Annotated in this window: 18 protein-coding genes; 9 read left to right on the top strand and 9 right to left on the bottom strand. The window is 71.4% G+C overall.

Annotated features, from left to right (window positions below):
- Positions 1-21: 21 nt before the first annotated feature.
- Together OG875_RS30625 and OG875_RS30630 are read left to right on the top strand one after the other, a co-directional pair.
- Positions 22-999: a helix-turn-helix transcriptional regulator gene (locus OG875_RS30625; protein WP_330177488.1), complete on the top strand. Its 978-nt coding sequence runs from the start codon at positions 22-24 to the stop codon at positions 997-999.
- A gap of 260 nt (positions 1,000-1,259) precedes the next feature.
- Positions 1,260-1,652 carry a VOC family protein gene (locus OG875_RS30630; protein ID WP_330177960.1) on the top strand — a complete coding sequence of 131 codons (393 nt, stop codon included), beginning with the start codon at positions 1,260-1,262 and terminating at the stop codon, positions 1,650-1,652.
- A gap of 79 nt (positions 1,653-1,731) precedes the next feature.
- On the opposite strand, the gene OG875_RS30635 is transcribed toward OG875_RS30630, so the two are convergent.
- Together OG875_RS30635 and OG875_RS30640 are read right to left on the bottom strand one after the other, a co-directional pair.
- Entirely contained in the window at positions 1,732-3,063 is a 1,332-nt protein-coding gene (locus OG875_RS30635) for a cytochrome P450 (protein WP_330177489.1), read from the bottom strand.
- Positions 3,064-3,331: 268 nt separating this feature from the next.
- On the bottom strand, positions 3,332-3,931 hold the full coding sequence (locus OG875_RS30640) for a hypothetical protein (RefSeq protein ID WP_330177490.1): 600 nt from the start codon (positions 3,929-3,931) through the stop codon (positions 3,332-3,334).
- Positions 3,932-4,106: 175 nt separating this feature from the next.
- Here OG875_RS30640 and OG875_RS30645 point away from each other — a divergent pair, with 175 nt between their 5' ends.
- Positions 4,107-4,664, top strand: a complete 558-nt coding sequence (locus tag OG875_RS30645) for an NADPH-dependent FMN reductase (protein WP_330177491.1) — start codon at positions 4,107-4,109, stop codon at positions 4,662-4,664.
- 52 nt (positions 4,665-4,716) lie between these two features.
- On the opposite strand, the gene OG875_RS30650 is transcribed toward OG875_RS30645, so the two are convergent.
- Positions 4,717-5,736, bottom strand: a complete 1,020-nt coding sequence (locus OG875_RS30650; protein ID WP_330177492.1) for an NADP-dependent oxidoreductase — start codon at positions 5,734-5,736, stop codon at positions 4,717-4,719.
- A 141-nt stretch (positions 5,737-5,877) separates the two neighbouring features.
- Between OG875_RS30650 and OG875_RS30655 the strand changes: the two genes are divergently transcribed.
- Both OG875_RS30655 and OG875_RS30660 read left to right on the top strand, forming a co-directional pair.
- Positions 5,878-6,768, top strand: coding sequence for a helix-turn-helix domain-containing protein (locus OG875_RS30655; protein ID WP_330177493.1), 891 nt, complete (start codon positions 5,878-5,880; stop codon positions 6,766-6,768).
- Between the two features lie 291 nt (positions 6,769-7,059).
- Complete coding sequence (locus tag OG875_RS30660) at positions 7,060-8,079, top strand: DUF4331 family protein (RefSeq protein ID WP_330177494.1); 1,020 nt, start codon at positions 7,060-7,062, stop codon at positions 8,077-8,079.
- A gap of 123 nt (positions 8,080-8,202) precedes the next feature.
- Here the strand turns inward: OG875_RS30660 and OG875_RS30665 are convergent, their stop codons facing one another.
- The gene (locus OG875_RS30665) at positions 8,203-8,772 is read right to left on the bottom strand and encodes a PadR family transcriptional regulator (RefSeq protein ID WP_330177495.1); all 570 of its coding nucleotides are present in this window, start codon (positions 8,770-8,772) and stop codon (positions 8,203-8,205) included.
- A gap of 86 nt (positions 8,773-8,858) precedes the next feature.
- Between OG875_RS30665 and OG875_RS30670 the strand changes: the two genes are divergently transcribed.
- Positions 8,859-9,290, top strand: a complete 432-nt coding sequence (locus OG875_RS30670) for a nuclear transport factor 2 family protein (RefSeq protein ID WP_330177496.1) — start codon at positions 8,859-8,861, stop codon at positions 9,288-9,290.
- A 232-nt stretch (positions 9,291-9,522) separates the two neighbouring features.
- Here OG875_RS30670 and OG875_RS30675 read toward each other — a convergent pair whose 3' ends face one another.
- The gene (locus OG875_RS30675; RefSeq protein ID WP_330177497.1) at positions 9,523-10,938 is read right to left on the bottom strand and encodes an APC family permease; all 1,416 of its coding nucleotides are present in this window, start codon (positions 10,936-10,938) and stop codon (positions 9,523-9,525) included.
- A 227-nt stretch (positions 10,939-11,165) separates the two neighbouring features.
- Between OG875_RS30675 and OG875_RS30680 the strand changes: the two genes are divergently transcribed.
- From OG875_RS30680 to OG875_RS30690, 3 genes are all read left to right on the top strand, one after another.
- Positions 11,166-12,614 (top strand): aldehyde dehydrogenase family protein, encoded by a 1,449-nt coding sequence (locus tag OG875_RS30680; protein ID WP_330177498.1) that lies wholly within the window; start codon positions 11,166-11,168, stop codon positions 12,612-12,614.
- Between the two features lie 121 nt (positions 12,615-12,735).
- Complete coding sequence (locus OG875_RS30685) at positions 12,736-14,163, top strand: NAD(P)/FAD-dependent oxidoreductase (RefSeq protein WP_330177499.1); 1,428 nt, start codon at positions 12,736-12,738, stop codon at positions 14,161-14,163.
- A 165-nt stretch (positions 14,164-14,328) separates the two neighbouring features.
- Positions 14,329-14,865, top strand: a complete 537-nt coding sequence (locus tag OG875_RS30690; protein ID WP_330177500.1) for an Lrp/AsnC family transcriptional regulator — start codon at positions 14,329-14,331, stop codon at positions 14,863-14,865.
- 660 nt (positions 14,866-15,525) lie between these two features.
- Here OG875_RS30690 and OG875_RS30695 read toward each other — a convergent pair.
- From OG875_RS30695 to OG875_RS30710, 4 genes are all read right to left on the bottom strand, one after another.
- Positions 15,526-16,209 (bottom strand): response regulator transcription factor, encoded by a 684-nt coding sequence (locus tag OG875_RS30695; RefSeq protein ID WP_330177501.1) that lies wholly within the window; start codon positions 16,207-16,209, stop codon positions 15,526-15,528.
- Complete coding sequence (locus OG875_RS30700; protein ID WP_443079305.1) at positions 16,206-17,678, bottom strand: histidine kinase; 1,473 nt, start codon at positions 17,676-17,678, stop codon at positions 16,206-16,208. Before OG875_RS30700 ends, OG875_RS30695 begins: the two co-directional genes overlap by 4 nt.
- A gap of 76 nt (positions 17,679-17,754) precedes the next feature.
- Complete coding sequence (locus tag OG875_RS30705) at positions 17,755-19,062, bottom strand: acyltransferase family protein (RefSeq protein WP_330177502.1); 1,308 nt, start codon at positions 19,060-19,062, stop codon at positions 17,755-17,757.
- Positions 19,055-20,122 carry an alpha/beta hydrolase gene (locus OG875_RS30710; RefSeq protein WP_330177503.1) on the bottom strand — a complete coding sequence of 356 codons (1,068 nt, stop codon included), beginning with the start codon at positions 20,120-20,122 and terminating at the stop codon, positions 19,055-19,057. The genes OG875_RS30705 and OG875_RS30710 overlap by 8 nt, the downstream gene beginning before the upstream one ends.
- Positions 20,123-20,141 lie beyond the last annotated feature (19 nt).

Genomic DNA, 20,141 nt, shown 5'->3' on the forward strand with positions numbered 1-20,141 from the left:
GTTTCCGGGCAGAATGTGACCATGTCCGCTGGTCGACTGCTGTCGGTGCTGCTCCTGCTCCAATCGCGTGGCCGCATGTCCGCGCGCGAGGTCGCCGACGAGCTGGGTGTGTCCGTGCGTACCGCGTACCGTGACCTGGCACGTCTTCAGGTCGCGGGTATCCCGGTCTACGCCGAGACGGGCCGGGGCGGCGGCTACCGGCTGCTCGAGGGCTACCGCACCCGCCTGACCGGGATGAGCGAGGGCGAGGCACGGGCGCTGTTCCTCGCCGGACTGCCCGGCCCCGCCGCCGATCTGGGGTTCGCGTCGGAGGTCGCGGGTGCCCGGCTGAAACTGCTGGCCGCGCTGCCGGCGGCACTGCGCGAGGAAGCGGCGCGGACCGCGGAGGTGTTCCACCTGGACGCCCCGGCCTGGTACCGGGAGCCCGAACAGGCGCCGTACCTCGGCCTGTTCGTCGACGCGGTGCTCACCCGGAGAGTGGTGGAGGTGCGCTACCGGCGGTGGCGCGCTCCGCAGGAGGTGGACCGCCGCCTCCGCCCCTACGGGCTGGTCCTCAAGTCGGGCGTCTGGTATCTCGTCGCCGCGTCGGACAGCCGGATCGCGACCTACCGCATCACCCAGGTCCTCGACGCGACGCTCGGTGACGAGCGCTTCGACCGACCGCCGGACTTCGACCTCGGCGCGTACTGGACCTCCTACCTGGACGATTTCCAGTCCCGCCGTTACAGCGGCCGAGCCACCGTCCGGTTCTCCCCGCGCGGGCTCCGACGCCTGCCGGACAACCTTCCGCCCGAGGTGGTGCGGGCGGTCGAGTCCACGGCGAGCGCTGTCGGCGACGACGGATGGGTGGAGGCGGTCATCCCGACCGAGAGCCCCCAGCACGCGTGCGGTGAGCTGCTGCGGCTCGGTGTCGACGTCGAGGTCGTCGCGCCGCCGGAACTCCGTCGGGCCATGGCCGACACGGTGGGCGTCCTGGCGCGACGGTACGGAAGCACCTGACCCGCGCCACGAGCCACCTCCGGCGGACGCAGGGACCCCGCATCGATCCGGCCGCGACCGGACCGGCACGCGGTCGTGAGCCCTACGGTCGTGGGTCTCACGGTCGTAGGGCTCACGATCGATGGGCCGTGCACCTATGGGCCGATGCCGCGCCGGCCCGCTCCCGCGTACGCTGCCGCAGCCGGAACATGATTCAGCCGGAACATGACGGAGGCAGAATCCGATGGAGCCGGAACGTGATTGAGGACGAGGAGCATTCCATGCCCGCCACCGGCCAGAACCATATCCGCATCGCACGGCCCTCACGCGACCTCGCCTCGGCGGAACGTTTCTGGGTCGGCGGCCTCGGACTGGACGTACTGTTCCGGACGGAGGGCACGGGCCATGACCTGCTGATGGTCGGCTGGCCGGACGCCTCCTGGCACCTCGAACTCGTCCACGACGCCGCCGTCGAACCCCGGCCCACCGAGGAGGACCTGCTCGTCGTCTACCTCGACGAGCCGGTGCCCGACACACTGCTCTCACGCCTGGAAGCCCATGGCGGCAAGCGTGTGGGGGCCCGTAACCCGTACTGGGACACCTGGGGCGCCAGCGTCGAAGACCCGGACGGCTACCGGTTGGTCCTCAGCACGCGCGGCTGGACCAACTCCTGACCCTCGGAACCTGGAGAATGCACGAGCCTCCGCCCGAGCCGTCCGAGCCTCCGCCCGAGCCGACGCCTGAAGGACAGGCTCAGGCGGGCGGTCCCGCGAGGGTCGCCGGGGTGGGCCCGTCGGGGCGGACCGTCAGGCCGTACGCCGCCTTCGCCGGGGTCGACCCGAAGGTCACGGTCGGCAGCGGCAGCAGGTGTTCGAGGAGGGCCGTCGATTCACGGAGCGCGAACTGCGCGCCGAGACAGGCCCGGGGACCCAGACCGAAGGGGAGATACGCGCCGGGGTGGGCGGGCCGCCGGCCCGGGGTGGTGAAGCGGGTGGGATCGAAACGCTCCGGGTCCGGCCACAGACGGGGATCGCGGTGCGTCAGGTACGGGCAGACCAGGAGGTCCGTGCCGGCCTCGACGCCGTAGCCCGCGAGGATGTCGTCCTCGGCGGCGTGTCGCGGCAGGATCCAGGCGGACGGATAGAGCCGGAGCGTCTCGTGGACCAGGGCCTGGATCGCCTGTCGGCGCGGCGCCGACCCTTCGTCCCCGGCGGCGAGGACCTGGTCGCGGGTGTCAGGGTGCCGGTCGAGAAGCAGGAAGAGCCAGGTCAGCGTGGTGGCCGTGGTCTCGTGCCCGGCCGCGAGCAGGGTGACCAGCTCGTCGCGGATCAGCTGTTCGGTGTACTCGGGACGCTCGGTGGCCGCGTCGGTCAGCACGTGCAGCAGGCCCGGCCCGTCGGGCCCGGCCGACCCGCCACGTGCCGCCGCGACCGCGCGTTCGGCGACCGCGTCGATCCGGGCGAGGTCGCCGGCGACGGCCTCCCGGGCGTCCGCGACATCGGCGGGGAGCGTCGGGAGGACGGCCGCCACCGCTGCCACGGCGTCCAGTTCGCGTTCGGTGCCGTCGTCGAGCGGATGCCCGGTCAGCGAGCGCCAGATGGCGTCGAGGGCGAAGCGGCGCATCTCCCGCCCCACGTCGAAACTCTCACCGGTACGGGCGTAACCGGCCCAGCGCCCGGCGGTCGTGCGGGCGGCGGCGGTGATCCGCTCCTCGTAACGGCGCATGCCGGGACCGGTGAACTGGGACTGGAGCAGACGGCGTTGGCGTTTCCACGCGGAGCCCGTGGCGGCGAGGACACCGTCCCCGATCAGCGGCCTCGCGCGGTGCGAGCGTTTGACGTACCGGTCCGCATGCCGGGCGAGCACGTGCTGGACCGCCTCCGGATCGGTGACCAGGACGGTGGGATCCGCTCCGAGACGGAACGCGGCGACACCGCCCACCTGATCGCGGACCCGCGCGAGCAACTGGACCAGTTCCTCTCCCTCCTCCCGCCACCGCCGTACGAGATCGGCCCCCGCCTCGGGAACCGTCGAAACCGAACCGGCGCCGCGTGAGGGGGAGTTCGCACCGACTGAGGGGTCCATGAATGATCTCCAGGTCAACTGCCGTATCGGCGTGGGCGGTGACGGCGCACCGGCACGAGGTACTTTACGGCGGCCCTCGGTTCAGGGGCCGCTCCTCGCTCTCCGTACTGCCCGCCCGGCCGGTCAGGTGGGGGGACGGCGGCTACGGCAAGGAGCCGTGGCCGCCGCCCGGCGGCACCCCGCGCACCGACGACGTACGAGGCCGGCTCCGGCCCTGCCGACCGGGGGCTCCGGTACGGCGAAGGTCCCGTTCCCGGTCGCGGGCCGTTCAGTGTCCGATCCGCTCGGCTCCACGGAGGTACGGCGCTAACAGCAGGGACCAGTTGGCCACGGGGAAGCGGGCGCTCATCAGCCGCCGAAGGCGTGTCGCCGTCCCTTCGTCGGTGTGCGCCGCGTCGGGCCGGAGGTGTACGGGTATGTGCCCGTCCCACGTCGTGGCCGCGTCGAGGAGATACACCAGGTGCCCGTGCGCGGGCCCCGGGTCCCCGCTCTCCAGCGCGCGGGTGGTGAAGGTGCGCTGCTCGTCCTTCCACACGAGGTCGGAGGCGTCGACTGAGGCTCGGACCAGCTCCGCCCAGTAGCTCTCGTCGTGCACGCCCGTGCGCTGGCGCAGATGCCGTGCGGCGAACCGCGTCATGACTCCCGCGTCGTCGATCAGCGGCGAGAGGACCTGGTCGGACGAGAAGTCGAAGCCGAACCAGAGCCGACGGCCGTCGAGGACCAGCGACTCGACCCCGCCGATCGCACCGGTGCGGCCGGGCAGCCCGGCGGTCAGGTCCACCGTCCCGTCCACGGCGCTGTCCACCGGCTCGTTCCCGGTCCTGTCCACCGTCGGTGGTGGGCCCGTCGGTGTCCCGTCGACTGCCATGGCCGCTCCCTCGTCGTCGTACCGCCGCGCTGTCAGTGGAATGTCTATCGCACGCCACTGACAGTCGGCCCGGTCCCCGCCGGGAACGCCGACCTGGCGGCATAACGTGATGAGATGGAACAATTCGCATGTAGGCGAAAGAGACGAATTGATTCCAGACCCGGAAGAAGTGGCCATGCTCAAGATCGGGATCATTCTCGGCAGCACCCGCCCCGGACGTGTCGGTGAGGTCGTAGCCCGCTGGGTGGCCGAGGTGGCGTCCCAGCGCGACGACGCCGATTTCCCGCTGATCGACGTCGCGGAAGCGGGTCTGCCGCTGCTCGACGAAGAGACACCTCCGATGGGCAGGCGGTACACCCAGCAGCACACCAAGGACTGGTCCGCCGCCATCGCCGACCTCGACTCCTTCGTTTTCGTGACACCCGAGTACAACCACTCGATGCCGGCCAGCCTCAAGAACGCGATCGACTTCCTCCACTACGAGTGGCACAACAAGGCGGCCGGGTTCGTGAGTTACGGCGCCGCGAGCGGACTTCGCGCCGTCGAGCACCTGCGGCTCGTACTCGCGGAACTCAAGGTCGCCACGGTCCGGGCCCAGGTTTCTCTGAACTCCTACACCGACTTCGAGGAATTCACCACGGTGAAGCCGACCGAGCGCCTGGTCGCCGAACTGAACGGAATGATCGACGAGGTCGTGGAGTGGGGCGAGGCGCTGCGCCCGCTGCGACGCTGACCCGATGCCGCCCCAGCAGCTCAACAGCCCTTCAGCCGTTCAGCTGTCGGATCTAACCGATCCTCGCGATCATTTTCCCCATGACGCGGCCCTGGAACATCTCCGGGAACGCGGCGGGGATGTTCTCGAGCCCCTCGACGACGTGTTCGGCGTACCGCAGCTCACCGCGAGCCAGCGCCGGTGCCAGCTCGGCGAGAAGGTCCGGGTAGCTGTCGAAGTGGTCGGGTACGGAGAAACCGCGAATCGTGAGGTCCTTGTACATGACGGCGCTCAGCAGATCCGGCAGGCGGTCGGGTCCCTCGAACGCCTCCGTCCGGGTGATCTGTGACATCACGCCGCCCACGGCGAACTGGGCCTTGAGGTTCAGGTGAGGCAACAGTGCCTCGAACATGGAGGCACCCACGTTCTCGTACACCGTGTCGATCCCGTCGGGTACGGCGGCGGCGAGCCGCCGCGCGAAGTCCGGCGCCCGGTGGTCGACGGCGGCGTCCAGGCCGAGGTCCTCCAACAGATGGCGTGTCTTCCCGGAGCCTCCGGCGATTCCGACGACCCGCAGCCCGCGGAGTTTGCCGATCTGGGCCGCGGCCGTTCCGACGGCCCCGGCGGCGGCCGTGACCACGAGCGTTCCGCCCGGCTTCGGTTCGATGATCTTCGTCAGTCCCACCCACGCGGTGAGTCCCGTCATCCCGAGCACGCCGAGATTCGCCGACAGCGGCGCCGCGTCCGGATCGATCTTCCTGAGGTCCGTGCCGTCGGACACCGCGTAGTCCTGCCAGCCGGACATGCCGGCGACATGGTCGCCGACCGCGAAGGCGGGATGGTCGCTCTCCTCGACCACCGCGATCGTGAAGCCGAACATCGGGTCACCGATGCCGATGGCCGGCTGGTCGCTGTTCGCGTTGCCCATGATGATGCGGTTGTACGGGTCGAGCGAGACCAGGATGTTCCGTAGCAGCGCCTGACCTCTGCCCGGTACCGGCAGCGGCCCTTCGACCACGGCGAAGTCGCTTTCCTTCGGGTCCCCGTGCGGCCGGGCCGCAAGGACGATCCGGCGATTCACCTGTGCGCTCATGGAAATGTCTCTCCTGTCGGGTCGGGCGGAACTGCCTCGGGCCAAGAGAAACGCGCGTGCGGAATCCGGGCCAGGGCCCCCGTGAGCCAGGTAGTGGCAGGGCCCCTCTCACCGTTGTTCCCGCCGATTACCCTGGGCCGCATGACGGACAGGCCGAACCAGCTGGGCGAGTACCTCCGTGCCCGCCGTGCGCGCGTGTCGCCCGGACAGGCGGGCGTCGCCGATCTCGGTGGGCGGCGGGTGCCCGGTCTGCGGCGCGAGGAGGTCGCCACACTGGCCGGCATCAGCGTCGACTACTACCTGCGCCTCGAACGGGGAAGCGACCGCAATCCGTCCGCGCAGGTTCTCCGGTCCCTCGCGCGCGTGCTTCAGCTCGACGACGAGAACACGGCGCATCTGCTGAGCCTGGTCACGGACCGGCCCCGCCCGACGCTTCGCCGGCCCCGCGCGGAGACCGTGCCGGCCGGCATCGTCACGCTCCTGTCGACGCTGCCGCATCCCGCCTTCGTAGAAGGCCGCTACTTCGACATCCTGGCCGTGAACTCCCTTGCGACCGCGCTCTCGCCGCGCCTCTCCGTAGGAGGCAACGGGTTGCTCGACGTGTTCCTCGATCCTGCCGAGCGGGCCTTCCACCTCGACTGGGACGGCACCACCGAGTGCTACGTCGCGAGCCTCCGCCGCGCCGTCGGCGTCGACACGGACGATCGTCGCTTCATCGAGCTCGTCGGTGAGCTCTCCCTGGCGAGCCCCCGCTTCCGTGCCCTGTGGCACCGCCACGACGTGCGCTCCCAGCGCGGCGCGCCCGTCCGGTTCGACCACCCACAGGTCGGTGAACTGCGTCTCCACCGCGAGAGGCTCGCGATCAGCGGGGCGGGCGGGCCCCATCTGGTCATCCATCACGCCACGCCCGGCTCGGCGGACGCCGACAGCCTGATGCTCCTGGCCTCGTCCGCGCTGACGCCGACCGGCCCGACCAGGGCGCCGGACACCCCCGGGGACGTCCTTCGCGCCTCACGACACCAGGACCACTGACTTCCGCGCTTCCGCCGACTCCTGACGCACCGGCGGTCGGGGCCGGACGCCGGGGATCCGCACCGGCGGAGCCGCCGTCCGCGCCCGACGGCGTGCCGCCCGGCCATTGCCCCCGGCGGTGACCCATTCGAGGGCCATTCCACGGCGGCGCCTCCGCCCTCGACGGCCGGACCGCCGCGGCGGGCTAGCGTGGCGGCCCGGGTGCGGGTGCCGACGGCACCCCCGGCGAGCGGCGTGAACGGCCGCCCGCGCCCTGGTGGTCCCCCGGCGAGCGAGCAGAGGAAACCCGACATGTCCAATCACTTCACCGGCCTCAGTCTCGGGCCGCCGCTCGGCGACCAGCGCCTCGATCTGTGCGACCTGTACGTCTTCGGGGCGCCCGGCGACCCGAGCCGGACCGTTCTCCTTCTCAACGCCAACCCCAACGCGGACGCGATGCACCCCGACGCCGTGTACCGCCTGAACATCGACAACGACGGCGACGACCTGACCGACATCGCCTTCAGCTGGGTCTTCGCCCCGCCGGCGGCCGACGGCTCACAGACCTACAGCGTCTTCATGGCGACGGGCGCGGAGTCCCGCAAGCCCGAGGCCGTCGGCACCAGGATCGTGACGGACGCCGCCGTCTCCTTCGACACCAAGGCCAACGTGGTCGTCAGCGGCGACTACAGAGTGGCCGCCGGCAGCCGCAGCGATGCCTTCTACTTCGACTTCGACGGCGTCCAGAACCTGTTCGACACCAGCGGCAACCGGAACTTCACCGTCCCGCATCTCGGCGGGGACTCCCCGTGGACCGGCGTCGACTCCAACAGCACGGCCAACGTGTTCTCCATGGCCGTCGAAGTACCGACCGCGACGCTGGCGCCCGACCCCGACCTGCGCGTCTGGGGCCGGTGCAGCGTCCTGCGCGACGGTGAACTCGTACACGCGGACCGCGCCGGGCACCCGTCGGTGAGCAGCTTCTTCAACACCGACGACACCAAGGAGGAGTACAACGCGAGCGAGCCCGCCGACGACCGGGCCCGGTGGACGGATCAGTTCGTCCACCTGCTTGGCCACACCGGCGGCTACTCGCGCGAGGAGGCGATCGCCGCACTCGACGAGTACGGCATCCTCCCGGACGTGCTGCGCTTCGACCCGGCCAGGCCCGCCGCGTACCCCAACGGCCGTACCTTCACCGAGGACGTCATCGACATCCGGCTGGCCTTCCTCACCAGGAACGAGGCACCGCCCACCGGCCTGTCACCGCACGCCGACACCCTCGACCACTTCCCCTACCTCGGCGACCCGCACCCCGCGACCGCCTCCTGACCGAGGCCGACACCGGACCCGGGCAGCGACGCGACCCCGCCTACGAGGTCGACGCGGCATGGACGGCGGATTCACCGTTCGCCCGGGGCGGGGGACCGGGCAGGGGTGGGGCGGCCCAGGTGTTCACCGTTCGGTGGGAGCCGTCCGCCTGTCCTTCAGGACGGCCGCGATCCGCCGGCACCAGTCGTGGTGTTCCTGTTCGAAGGCGAGGCCGCGCAGACAGGTCAGGTACGGGCCGATGCGCTCGCCCCGGCGGAGGAACTCCTCCTCGTCCGTATCGCCGCGCAGCTGCCGCAACAGCGTGCCGAGGAGCTCGATCCTGCCCTCGGCCGCGTGCGCCCGCTCCTCCAGCTGCTCGATCACCGAGGCGGTGCCGACGCGGTCGGCGACCTGGACCTTGACGAGCAGATCGTCGCGGATGAACGAGGGCCTCGACGGGGCGGCGGCGAATCTCTCCAGTTCGGCGCGGCCGGCGTCGGTGACCGTGAACAGACGTTTGGTGGGCCGGGTCTCCTGGACGACCTGCCGGCCGGCGACCAGACCGTTCTTCTCCAGCGTGGCGAGCTCCGCGTACAACTGCTGCGGCAGGGCGTGCCAGAAGTTCGCGACACCGATGTCGAACGCCTTCGCCAGCTGGTATCCGCTGTACTCACCGTCCAGCAGTGCCGCCAGTACCGCGTGCCGCAGAGCCATCGAAGCAGCCCCTTTCCTTTCCTCGCCCGCCCCTGCATCATACTCAAGAAAGTGACTAGTCACTTTCTTGAGTATCGGGAGGAATCATGGAGACCGCCGAACGCTTCCGCGCGGCCGTGGAGAAGGGCGAACACGCCCTGTTCGAGGACCTGTTCACCGACGACATCCGCCTCCACAGCCCCGTGAAGTTCGCTCCCTTCGAGGGCAAGGCCATGGTGCTGGGACTCTTCGGCGTCCTGCTGCGCACGTTCGAGGACTTCCGCTACATCGGGCACCTCGAAGGCACGGCCGAGTCCACCGCCGACGGCGAGGACACCCCGTCGGCGGTCCTGCTCTTCCGGGCCACGGTGAACGGCAAACAGATCCACGGCATCGACATGCTCCAGTTCGACGGGGCGGGCCGGATCAAGGAGCTCACGGTGATGGTCCGTCCCCACTCCGCCGTGCACGCCCTGGGCGAGGCGGTCCTCGCGGGCCTGGTCGCCGACGGCCTCGTGCCCGCGACCGACGGTCGCTAGGAGCCGGGAATCCGGTGTGCCGCCGCCCCCGGTCCGGTCGCCGTGATCGGCGCGGACACCACCGCCGACCGGCGTGGCAGGGCGCCCTCCGGCCGGCGCCATCGCCACCCGCTCCGCCGCGTACGGCCCCGTACGCCCGGACCGGACGCGTGCGGACAGGGTCCCGCGGGGGAGCGGATCGACACCGTCGATCTCCGTCGGGTCCATGGGCGCGCCCGGCCGGGCGGGGGAGTCACCCGCCGCGCGACATCCGGTCCGGTCTTCGGTCCTGGACCTTGACGCGGTAGAGCCAGAGCAGGACGGACACGGCCAGCACGGCCAGGGCGATGCCGAGTTCCTTGTACCCCCCGTAGCCGGTGATCGAGAACCCGGTGGCGCCCACGACGAGGATGACGACGAGCAGCGCCGTGAGTACCCAGGCCAGCGGGACGAAGAAGCCCGGCAGCCGGATGGGGCGCACCGCGTCCGGCCGGTCGTGGCGCAGCAGCGCGAAGGCGGAGATGGCCAGGATGTGCGTGAGGATGTAGCCGAGGTTGCCGGTGACGATGATGGCCAGGGGCGTCTTCAGCACCGTCAGCACCAGGATGTTGATCACCAGCGCGATCACCAGCGCACGGGCCGGGACACCACGCCGGTTGAGCACACCCACCTGACGTACGGTCAGGCCCTGGCGCCCCATGTCGTACAGCACGCGTGAGCCGTCGGCGAGCCCGGTGATCATGATGAGCAGCAGGGACGCGACGAGGAAGACCACCATCAGGTCCGCCGCCCCGCCCACCAGGTCCTGGAACGCCTGGACGTAGAACGTGGTCGGATCGGCGGAAATGGCCTTCTCACCCGTGTAACCCGACAGGGCCAGCGGCAGCAGGATGAAGATGCCGAGGCAGAACAGCACGCCGGCACGCAGGGCCCGGGAGGTGTCGCGCACGGTGTCCTTGTACTCGGGGGCGAAGGTCGCGCACACCTCCACGCCGAAGGACGTCCAGGCCATCACGTACAGCCAGACGAGGGCTTCGCGCAGGCCGGCCGCGCCGTGCAGGTTCCAGTGCAGACCGCTCGCGCTCCAGTCGCCGCTGAGGAACGGCGCGACGATGAAGACGGCCAGCGGGACGAGCAGCGCGCCGCCGGTGAGATAGACCAGCCACATGGCCACATGCAGTCCGGCCATGGCGGCGGCGAACAGCAGGAGCATCACGGCCAGGCCGACCACGATGGGGAAGTTGAGCTCGGCGGGCCCCAGATGCAGCGACCAGTCCTGGCCGGGGAACCACTGGGCCTGCACGAACGCGCCGATGATGCCGGAGTAGACGGCGAGGGTCGTGGTCCAGGGGAACCAGTAGCCCATGCTGGCGATCGGCCCGATCGCGGGGGCGCGTGAGCGCCAGCCCTCGGCGGCGTACGCGGCGATACCGCCCGACGTGTGGGGGAACATCGCGGCCAGCTCGGTGTAGATCCAGTTGGTGCCGGTGGCGAGGATCATGGAAACGGCCCACAGACCGATCGCCCCCCAGGCGCCGAGCCCGGCTATGGACGCGCCCAGCGACGCGATGAGAGCGGCGGGCATGGTCAGCGACATGGCGAAGCCGTCGTACCAGCGCATCTTCTTGGCGAGCGCGGGCTGGTCGGACGCCCCGGCGGGTGCGGACACCGCCGACGGACCGGACGGAGCGGGCCGTTCCGGTGGTGTGGATGGCGAGGACTCATTGGCTGAAAGTGGCATGCCTTCTTATAGAGCCAGCAAAAACTCGGCGTCAAGATGCTCGGATCAACAAGAACCATGGCTTTGCTTTGCTGATCGATGAGTCTTGACGTCTGTTTGTTGTCGATGAATCATCTGGAACACCGACGGCCCGCCCGGACAGAGGAGCCCGCCCCATGACCACCCCGCCCGCCGCGCCACAACAACTGTTCATCAACGGCGCCTACACCGACGGCACCGGCTCAGCGACCGTCGACGTACTCAGCCCCGCCACGGGCGAGCACGTCGGAACGATCCCTGCGCCCACCCCGGACGACCTCGACACCGCCGTACGGGCCGCACACGAGGCACAGCGGGCGTGGGCCGGAGTGAACGTCTGGGAACGCGCTGCCGCCTGCCACCGCATCGCGGACGAGATCGACGCACGCCGCGACGAACTGGCCCGCCTCCAGACCCTGGAACAGGGAAAACCACTGACCGAGTCCGTCGCCGACGTCACCGAGGCCGCGCTGCTCTTCCGGCTGCACGCCGAGGACGCCGTACGCCTCAACGGCGAGACACTGCTCTCCCGCGACAACGGCAAGCGGATGTTCACCTTCCACCGCCCGGTCGGCACCTGGGGCATCATCACGCCCTGGAACTTCCCGCTGCTCATGTTCGCGGAGTTCGCCGCCCCCGGGCTCGCCACCGGCAACGCACTGATCGTCAAACCCCCGGCGCACACCCCGTTCACCGTGCTCAAGGCGATGGACGCGGTCGTCGCCGCCGGGCTCCCGGCCGGACTCGTCAGTATCCTCCCCGGCGACGGACCGTTCGGCGACGCCCTGGTACGCCACCCCGGCATCCACGCCATCGGCTTCATCGGTTCCTCCGCCACCGGAGCAAAGATCACGGCGGCGGCCGGACTCAAGCGCTCCCTCATGGAGTGCTCCGGCAACGGCCCCGTCGTCGTCCTCGCCGACGCCGACATCGAGGCCGCCGCCAGGGCCGCCGTCGACGGCGCCTACCCCTGCGCCGGCCAGGTGTGCTGCGCCACCGAGCGCGTCGTCGTCCACACCGACGTCCACGACGCCTTCGTCGAAGCCGTCCTGCGCGAATCCGAACGCGTCGTCCTCGGCGACCCGCTCGACGCCACCACCCTCCTCGGCCCGCTGAACAACGAAGGCGTCGCCGAGAAGATGGACCGCCACATGGCCGACGCCCGCGCCCGCGGCGCCCGCATCCTCACCGGCGGCAAGCGCCGCGCCGGCATGCCCACCGACCTCTACTACGAATTCACCGTCGTGGACGGCGTACCCGAGGACAGCCTCCTCTCCCGCGAGGAATCCTTCGGCCCCGTCGTCCCGATCATCACCGGCCGCGACGAGGACGACCTGCTGCGCATCGCCAACGCCGACGCGCTCGGCCTCCAGGGAGCCGTCTTCACCCGCAGCATGACCAGCGCGTTCCGTTTCATCGAGGAGATGGAGGTCGGACAGGTCATCGTCAACGACTCCAACAACTGGTGGGACATCAACATGCCGTTCGGCGGCGCGGGCGCCCGGGGGACCGGCTGGGGCCGCATCGGCGGCAAATGGACCCTGATGGACATGACCGACACCAGGACCGGCGTCATCAGCCTGTGAACCCCGCCGGCCCGGCCCGCGCACCGACGCCGGGCCGGCGGCCCACCCCCACGGCCACCCCCTCCATCGCGCCTCCACCGCCGGGGCACCACCCCCGCGACACACCCCGCACGAGGAGAACATGACCACCGTTCCCCGGCGCCCGGTTCCCCGGCGCCCGGACCCCCGCGACCGGCTCGGCCACGCGGCCCCCGCGCCGTACTGGCTCGACCGTCCCGAACGCCCCCGCGCGGCCCCCCGGCTCACCGCGGACACCTCGTGCGACCTCGCCGTCGTCGGCGGCGGCTACACCGGCCTGTGGACCGCCCTGCTCGCCAAACGCCGCCATCCGCATCTCGACGTGCTCCTCGTCGAACAGTCCACCTGCGGTCACGCCGCCAGCGGCCGCAACGGCGGCTTCTGCTCACCGAGCCTCACCCACGGCCTCGCCAACGGCGCCGACCGGTGGCCCGCCGAGATCGGCCTCCTCCAGCGTCTGGGCGCCGCCAACTTCACCGCCTTCCAGGAGGACCTGGAGACGTACGGCATCGACTGCGGCTTCGCCCGCACCGGCAAGGTCACCGTCGCCGCCACCCCCTGGCAGGCCACCGCCCTCCGCGACGCCGCCGCACTCGCCCGCCGGCACGGCGAGAAGGCCACCCTCCTCGACCGCCGGGAACTGGGCGCGTACGTCGACTCGCCGCTCTGGCACACCGGACTGTTCAGCCCCGACTACGCCCTGCTCGACCCCGCCCGCCTCGTATGGGGACTGCGCGAAGCCTGCCTGGCACAGGGCGTACGCCTCGCCGAACACACCGAGGTCACCGCCCTCACCACCCGCCCCACCGGCCCCGTCCGGCTGCGCACCCCCTACGCCGCCGTCACCGCCCGCCGCGTCGCACTGGCCACCAACATCCACCGCCCCCTGCTGCGCCGGCTCTCCCTCACCATGATCCCCGTCTACGACTACGCCCTGGTCACCGAACCCCTGACGGACAGCCGGCTCGCCGGCATCGGCTGGAGCGGCGACCACGGCATCACGGACGCCGGGAACCAGTTCCACTACGCGCGCAAGACCGACGACAACCGCATCCTGTGGGGCGGCTACGACGCCATCTACCCCTACGGCAGCCGCACGGCCGAGCACCTGACCCAGCGCCCCGAGACCTTCGAACTCCTCGCCGCCCAGTTCGCCGAGGCGTTCCCGAGCCTCGAAGACGTCCCGTTCAGCCACGCCTGGGGCGGTGTCATCGACTCCACCACCCGCTTCTGCATGTTCGCGGGCACGGCGTCCCGGGGCCGTGTCGGATACGCGCTCGGCTTCACCGGACTCGGCGTCGGAGCGACCCGCTACGGCGCCGAGGTCATCCTCGACCTGCTCGCCGGCCGCCCCACCGAACGCACCCGGCCCGCGATGATCCGCCGCCCTCCCGTGCCGTTCCCCCCGGAACCCGTGCGCTACCTCGGCATTCAGGCCACCCGGCGCTCCCTCGCACGCGAGGACGCGCACGGCCGCCGCGACCGGTGGCTGCGCACCCTCGACGGACTGGGACTGGGCTTCGACTCCTGACCGGCCGTCCCGTGACGGTCCCTCCCACAGCCGCCGGTCCCCGACCGCCCGTCACCTGCCGGAACCCACCGCCCGCCTGATGAATGATGGAGACCGCGCCACCCGGCTCCGGCCGGAGCACCGACAGCACCGACCCCGTTCGCGAGAGAGAGCATGAACACCCCCATGGGAAACCAGAGCGGCCATCCGCTCGACGACATCGACCGGCGGATCATCGCCATCCTCCAGGCCGACGGCCGCCGCCCGTACAGCCAGATCGCGGAGGACCTGGACATCCCGGCGTCCTCGGTCCGCTACCGGGTCCAGCGCCTGGAGGAGAACGGCACCCTCCAGATCGTCGGCATCGCCAACCCGCTGACCATCGGCTTCGACCGCTTCGCGATGATAGGGCTGAAGGTGAGGCCCGGCACGGCCCGTGAGGTGTGCCGCGAACTGCGCGAGTATCCGGAGACCTCCTACGTCATCCTGACGGCCGGTCAGTACGACGTGATGGCCGAGGTGATCTGCCGGGACACCGACCACTTCACCGACCTGGTCAACCAGCGGATGCACCTGATCGAGGGCGTCCTGTCGACGGAGTCGTTCTTCGTTCTCGAGGTGCACAAACTCGCCTACGGGTGGGGCGTGGGCGAGGTCCAGACCCGGCTGCTGGACGCCCCGGCCCCGGGGACCCCCTCCCGGCGCGGCGACCCCCGCCCGTAACGCCCGCGCCGCCCCGGCGACTCGGAACGGCGGCGCCGCCTGCCCCCTCGCACCGACGCGCCGCGGCACCCCGGCCGCCGGCCGCCGGGCGGCGGCGTCCGTCGACCACGGCCGTCGGACCGGACGGCGGCTTCCGCCGGACAGCGCCGGACGGGGAGGTGTCGCCTCGGGAGCCGTCCACCTCCGCCACCGGTTGGGCCGTTGGCCGGGCCGCGGTGTTCGGGGCGTGAGTCCCCGTGAGCCGACGGGCCGACCCACCGATACGACTCGGTCCCGGCCCGATCAGCCGACATCGGAGGGGCACGCGGGCGTTCGCACACGGTCGTGATACCGCCCGGGAGCCTGCCGCCACGTCCGCGTCGCCGCCGAGCCGGCACCGACGCGGTCCGGCGTGGCGTGCACGGCGGCCAACCGATCTGGCGCGGATTGGTCGACCCGCCAGTACCGCACGGCGGTTCCGAGCACCGCGACCGCGACGTTCATCACGAGCATGATCTCCGGCTCGGATCCCAAGGCCGTGACGGACACGACGGGTCCGTCACCGTGACGGCGTTCTCGCGCACGAGGGTTCGGCAGCGAGCAGACGGAGGCCGAGGTCCGCCGCGCGTGGTCATGACGGCGGCCGGCCGGCGACGCCGTGGTCACCGTCCGGCGGCCGGCTCAGTAACCGGTCGGCCGCACCAGCCCCGTCTCGTACGCGAAGACGGCGACCTGCGTACGGTCACGCAGGCCCAACTTGACCAGGATCCGCCCCACATGGGTCTTCACGGTCTGCTCCGCCACCACCAGGGACGCGGCGATCTCCGCGTTCGACAGGCCCTGTGCGACCAAGGACAGCACCTCGGTCTCACGTTCCGTCAGATCACCTACCCGGTCGCGGAGTTGGGTGCGGGGCGCCGCGGTCATACGTGAGAACTCGGCGATCAGGCGCTTGGTGATGTTCGGCGCGAGCAGGGCGTCCCCGGCCGCCACCACCCTTACCGCCTGGGCCAGTTCGGCGGCCGAGGCGTCCTTCAGCAGAAAGCCGGACGCTCCCGCGCGCAGCGCCTCGTACACGTACTCGTCGAGATCGAAGGTGGTCAGTACGAGCACCTTGACGGTGGCGTCGGCCGGGCCGGTGATACGGCGCGTCGCGTCGATGCCGCCGACTCCGGGCATCCGTATGTCCATCAGCACCACGTCGGGCGCGAGGTCGGCGGACTTGGCGATCGCGTCGAGACCGTCCACGGCCTGGCCGACGACCTCGATGTCGGGCTCGGCGTTCAGCAGCACGGTCAGGCCCTGACGGACCATCATCTGATCGTCGGCGATCAGCACGCGGACGCTCGTGCGGGGGATGGTCATACGGTGTCCTCGATGTTGTCGCTGTCGTCGCCGTCCTCGTCCTCAACAGGTTCGGCGGAAGTGGCACGGCCGGCGTTTCCCGCAGGCCCGGCGGAGCTGACCGATCCGGCAGGACCGACGGATCCGGCCGGAAGGCGCGTGGGCAGTATCGCCGTCACCTCCCAGCCGCCGTCCGGCGTGGCCCCGGTCGCCAGCTCGCCGCCCAGCATCGCGGTGCGTTCGCGCATACCGAGCAGTCCATGGCCCGTTTCCGGCGAGGGGGAGGCGGTGGCGGGAGACGAGGACGCGGATGTGGACGGGACGGAGGATGAGGAAGCGGAGAGCGCGGGCAGAGCCGTGCGGTCGGGGGCGCTGTTCGTGACCCGGACCGTGACCCCCGTGGGGTGATACCCGGTCTCCACCCGGACCTCCGCCCCCGGCGCGTGCCGCATCACATTGCTGAGCGCCTCCTGCACGATACGGAACGCCGACAGCCCGACGCCCGGCGGCAGCGGACGCGCTTTCCCGACCGTACGTGTGGTGATGCCGACCCCGGCGGCGCGCACATTGCCGATGAGCTCGTCCAGCCGTTCGAGACTGGGCTGCGGAGCGTGCCGCGCGCCGTCGGCGAGGGCGTCCTCGGAGCGCAGTACGCCGAGCACCCGGCGCAGTTCGGTGAGTGCCTCGACCGCGTTCTCCCGGATGCCGGCGAGATTCTCCCTCAGCTCCTCGGACGGGTTCTCGGCCAGATGCGGGGCGGCCTGGGCCTGGATGGAGATCACCGACATGTGGTGCGCGACCACGTCGTGCAGCTCCCGCGCGATCCGGTTGCGCTCCTCCAGGAGGGTGCGCCGCGCCCGTTCCTCGGCGGTGATCTCCTCCTGTACGACCAGTTCCGTACGGGCCACCTGACGGCCGCGCAGCGCGGCCCCGACCACCACCGCGATCACCAGGATCGCGATCACCGAGCCGGTGTCCTGGAGCCTGGGCGCGAGCGCGCCGCAGAGCACGACCGCCAGAACGCTGAACGCCAGCACCTTGGCGGCGATCCGGAGGCGGGCCCGCAGCGCGACCATGAACACCGCCAGGACCTGGACGGCGAATCCGTTGTCGGTCCAGGACATCGAGCTGCCGAGGACGGGGTGGGCCAGCGACGTGACCACGACCAGGGCGATCGTCGAGGCCCACCACGCCAGCACCGGCAGGAACGGGGCGGTGACCAGCGACGCCGACTGGAGTACGGCGAGCAGGACACCGATCGGCACACCGATCCGGTAGTCGAAGGCGTACTGGTTCGTGTTGATCACGAACAGGAGCGGCGCGAGCACCACGAGCGGTGACACGAGCGCGGGCCGCCACTCCAGCCAGCGGGGCCGCCCCTCACGCGACGGTGGAACGGCGGCCGTCCGCCACAGATCCGAGCCCAGCGCCCGCGCCGCCGCGCGTACGGTCCGCGCCGCCCCGCCCCGCGCGTACCACTGCGTCCCGATCTTCCCGCTCGTCGGCCTCTCCGGCCTTTTCCGCCTCTTGGCGGAACTCTCCGCTGGATTCACCACGGGATTCACCTTAGGCACGTCGCGCCTCCGCTTCCGCTTCCGGGGCGGGACGCCCCTCACCCACGGCCCGGCAGGGCTGCCTCGGCCGTCCTTCTCCGTGCTGACGAGGCAGTTCCCGCTCGTTCGACCGGGGCCGCCCCCGCTCGTAGGTACGGAACGCCGCCCAGCACACGAGCAGTGCCACCGCGAACACCGGCAGCCAGCAGAGCCGGGCGAGCACCCAGCCCGTTCCGTCCGGCACGGTGTGCAGTCCGGGCAGGGCGCCGCCCGCCCACAGCCCGAGCGCGGTGACCGCGATCATCGCGGTCTGGTGCCACAGGAAGACCGTCATCGCGGACAGGTTCAGCAGTGCCACCGCCGCCCAGGCTCCCGGCCGTACCAGCCACCGGCGCAGCGGGCCGAGCAGCAGGAGCGCCGCGCCGCACTGGGCCAGACCGAACGTGACGGCCGCCAGCGTCGGGGGGTCGAGGTTGGAGATCCCGGCGCCGGGCACACCGACCATCGACGCCGGGTAGCCGGCGAACAGGATCAGCAGGGCGGTCGCGGTGCCACCGCCGACCAGGAGCGCCCATCCCGTTCTCCGCCCCGGCACGCCGCGTCGTGCCCAGAGCGCGCCGAGGCAGTACGGCACGAGCCAGCCGGCGGCCACATTGAGCCACCCCAGCCAGTGCGGGCTGCCGCCGAGCTGGTCCAGCCAGTCCGGGCGGACGGTGCCGACCGGACCCCCGGAGCTTGAGCCGGAGCCCGTGCCGTCGGTGCCGGTGCCGGTCGGGCCGAACCGGAGCAGGTCGACGTGCAGTACGACGGCGAGCGGCCACAGCGGGTGCAACCGCGTGACCAGCGGGGTCGCGGCGGTCAGGGCCGCGAAGACCAGCAGAAACCAGAGCGGCGAGAGAATCAGCCGGTCGAGGGTCCGTACGGTCTCGAAGCCGACTCCCGAGGCCAGCATCGCGCCCGTCGCCGTCGCCCACACCACCAGCACGACGGCGACCGGTCGGAACAGCCGTGCCATCCGGGTACCGAGCCACTGCCCGTAGGTCGTCCCCCGGGCACGGGCCGACGCGTAACTCTTCGCGCCCACCTGCCCGCCGACCAGGAAGAAGACAGCGAGGGTCTGGAACACCCAGGATATTGGCGCCAGTCGGGGCATGTACCGGAGCGGACTGCTGCCGCGCAGGGTGCCGCTGTCGGCGACCAGGGCGGTCACCAGCCAGTGCCCGAGCACCACACCGAGGATGGCGAAGGCCCGCAGCGCGTCGACGGCCCGGTCCCGGTCGGGCGGGGTGGCGGAGTCGATCCGCCGGACGATCTCACGCATGACGGCCGTCCTCGGAAACGGTCCGGTCCGAAGGGCCGGCAGGTGCGGGCGAGCCCCCGGAGACGATCAGGGCGAGGTTCCGCAGCGACACGGAACCGGGCTTGAGATAGTCGCTGTGTCCGCCCGTCCCCGCGTCGAAGACATGGGCGCCGAACTCCTCCGACACCGGATCGGGCCCGAACCCGACGGTGGCGAAGGGCAGTTGGAGCCGGACATGCGGGACGTCGGCGATCCAGTCACGGGCGCCGCGGCCCGCCCAGACGGTGGCCGTCGTGTGCAGGTCTCCGACCGTGTCGACTCCGGTGCCGGGGCTGCCGTACAGGACGATGGCCGCCGCTCCCGCGGCTCCCCGTGCGGCCGGCGCGCAGACCGCCGAGCCGTAGGAGTGACAGAGCAGCGTGGTCCGCGCTTCGGGCTTGGCCACGCTCAACTCACGGAGGAAGGCGCGGAGTTCAGGCGCCGCGTCGTGAGCGCGCCCTGGTGTCAGGGCCTCGGGGCTCACCGTGCCGGGCGTCCGGTAGCCGAGCCAGGCGATGACCGCCGCCTCTTCACCCAGTTCGCGTCGCAGCGCGACGGCTCCGGCGCGGAAGCGCTCGTACCGGTCGAGCCCGGTGTCCGAACCCGGCACCAGCACGGCGATCCGCCCGGCGGCCGCCAGATCGCCGAAAACCTCGGCGGTACGTCCGCCGTCGCGGCCGTCGAAGGAGAGGAAACGCCGTCCCGCGTCGGCCATGGTGCGCAGCGAGGCGGCCCGTCTTCGGTCGCCGCGGGCGGCGGCCATCCGTTCGGCCGCGCGGATGCCGACAAGGTTGGCCGCGTACCGCGCCTCAAGTGCGGCGCCGAGCACGGCGGGATCCGCCGCCGTCAGCGGCGCGAGCTGCGCGGGGACCGGCGCCGGCGCCGGTACGGCCGCCGGACGGGCGGCGCCGGACACCGGCACCGCCACCGACGCGGTGACCAGCACGGCGAGCAGAGTACGCCGGGCACGGCCGGGGCGGGGACGGCTGCCGGGGGAGCCGCTGATACGCGAACGGCTGCTGCTGCGCGGGCGGGGCGCCATGGAGGGTCCTTCCGTACCG

It is taken from the genome of Streptomyces sp. NBC_01498 (genome assembly GCF_036327775.1).
Taxonomy (GTDB): Bacteria; Actinomycetota; Actinomycetes; order Streptomycetales; family Streptomycetaceae; genus Streptomyces.

Coding starts and splice junctions, on each gene's coding strand:
- OG875_RS30625 (WP_330177488.1), top strand. CDS start 22: ATGTCCGCTGGTCGACTGCTGTCGGTGCTGCTCCTGCTCCAATCGCGT.
- OG875_RS30630 (WP_330177960.1), top strand. CDS start 1,260: ATGCCCGCCACCGGCCAGAACCATATCCGCATCGCACGGCCCTCACGC.
- OG875_RS30635 (WP_330177489.1), bottom strand. CDS start 3,063: ATGGACCCCTCAGTCGGTGCGAACTCCCCCTCACGCGGCGCCGGTTCG.
- OG875_RS30640 (WP_330177490.1), bottom strand. CDS start 3,931: ATGGCAGTCGACGGGACACCGACGGGCCCACCACCGACGGTGGACAGG.
- OG875_RS30645 (WP_330177491.1), top strand. CDS start 4,107: ATGCTCAAGATCGGGATCATTCTCGGCAGCACCCGCCCCGGACGTGTC.
- OG875_RS30650 (WP_330177492.1), bottom strand. CDS start 5,736: ATGAGCGCACAGGTGAATCGCCGGATCGTCCTTGCGGCCCGGCCGCAC.
- OG875_RS30655 (WP_330177493.1), top strand. CDS start 5,878: ATGACGGACAGGCCGAACCAGCTGGGCGAGTACCTCCGTGCCCGCCGT.
- OG875_RS30660 (WP_330177494.1), top strand. CDS start 7,060: ATGTCCAATCACTTCACCGGCCTCAGTCTCGGGCCGCCGCTCGGCGAC.
- OG875_RS30665 (WP_330177495.1), bottom strand. CDS start 8,772: ATGGCTCTGCGGCACGCGGTACTGGCGGCACTGCTGGACGGTGAGTAC.
- OG875_RS30670 (WP_330177496.1), top strand. CDS start 8,859: ATGGAGACCGCCGAACGCTTCCGCGCGGCCGTGGAGAAGGGCGAACAC.
- OG875_RS30680 (WP_330177498.1), top strand. CDS start 11,166: ATGACCACCCCGCCCGCCGCGCCACAACAACTGTTCATCAACGGCGCC.
- OG875_RS30685 (WP_330177499.1), top strand. CDS start 12,736: ATGACCACCGTTCCCCGGCGCCCGGTTCCCCGGCGCCCGGACCCCCGC.
- OG875_RS30690 (WP_330177500.1), top strand. CDS start 14,329: ATGGGAAACCAGAGCGGCCATCCGCTCGACGACATCGACCGGCGGATC.
- OG875_RS30695 (WP_330177501.1), bottom strand. CDS start 16,209: ATGACCATCCCCCGCACGAGCGTCCGCGTGCTGATCGCCGACGATCAG.
- OG875_RS30705 (WP_330177502.1), bottom strand. CDS start 19,062: ATGCGTGAGATCGTCCGGCGGATCGACTCCGCCACCCCGCCCGACCGG.
- OG875_RS30710 (WP_330177503.1), bottom strand. CDS start 20,122: ATGGCGCCCCGCCCGCGCAGCAGCAGCCGTTCGCGTATCAGCGGCTCC.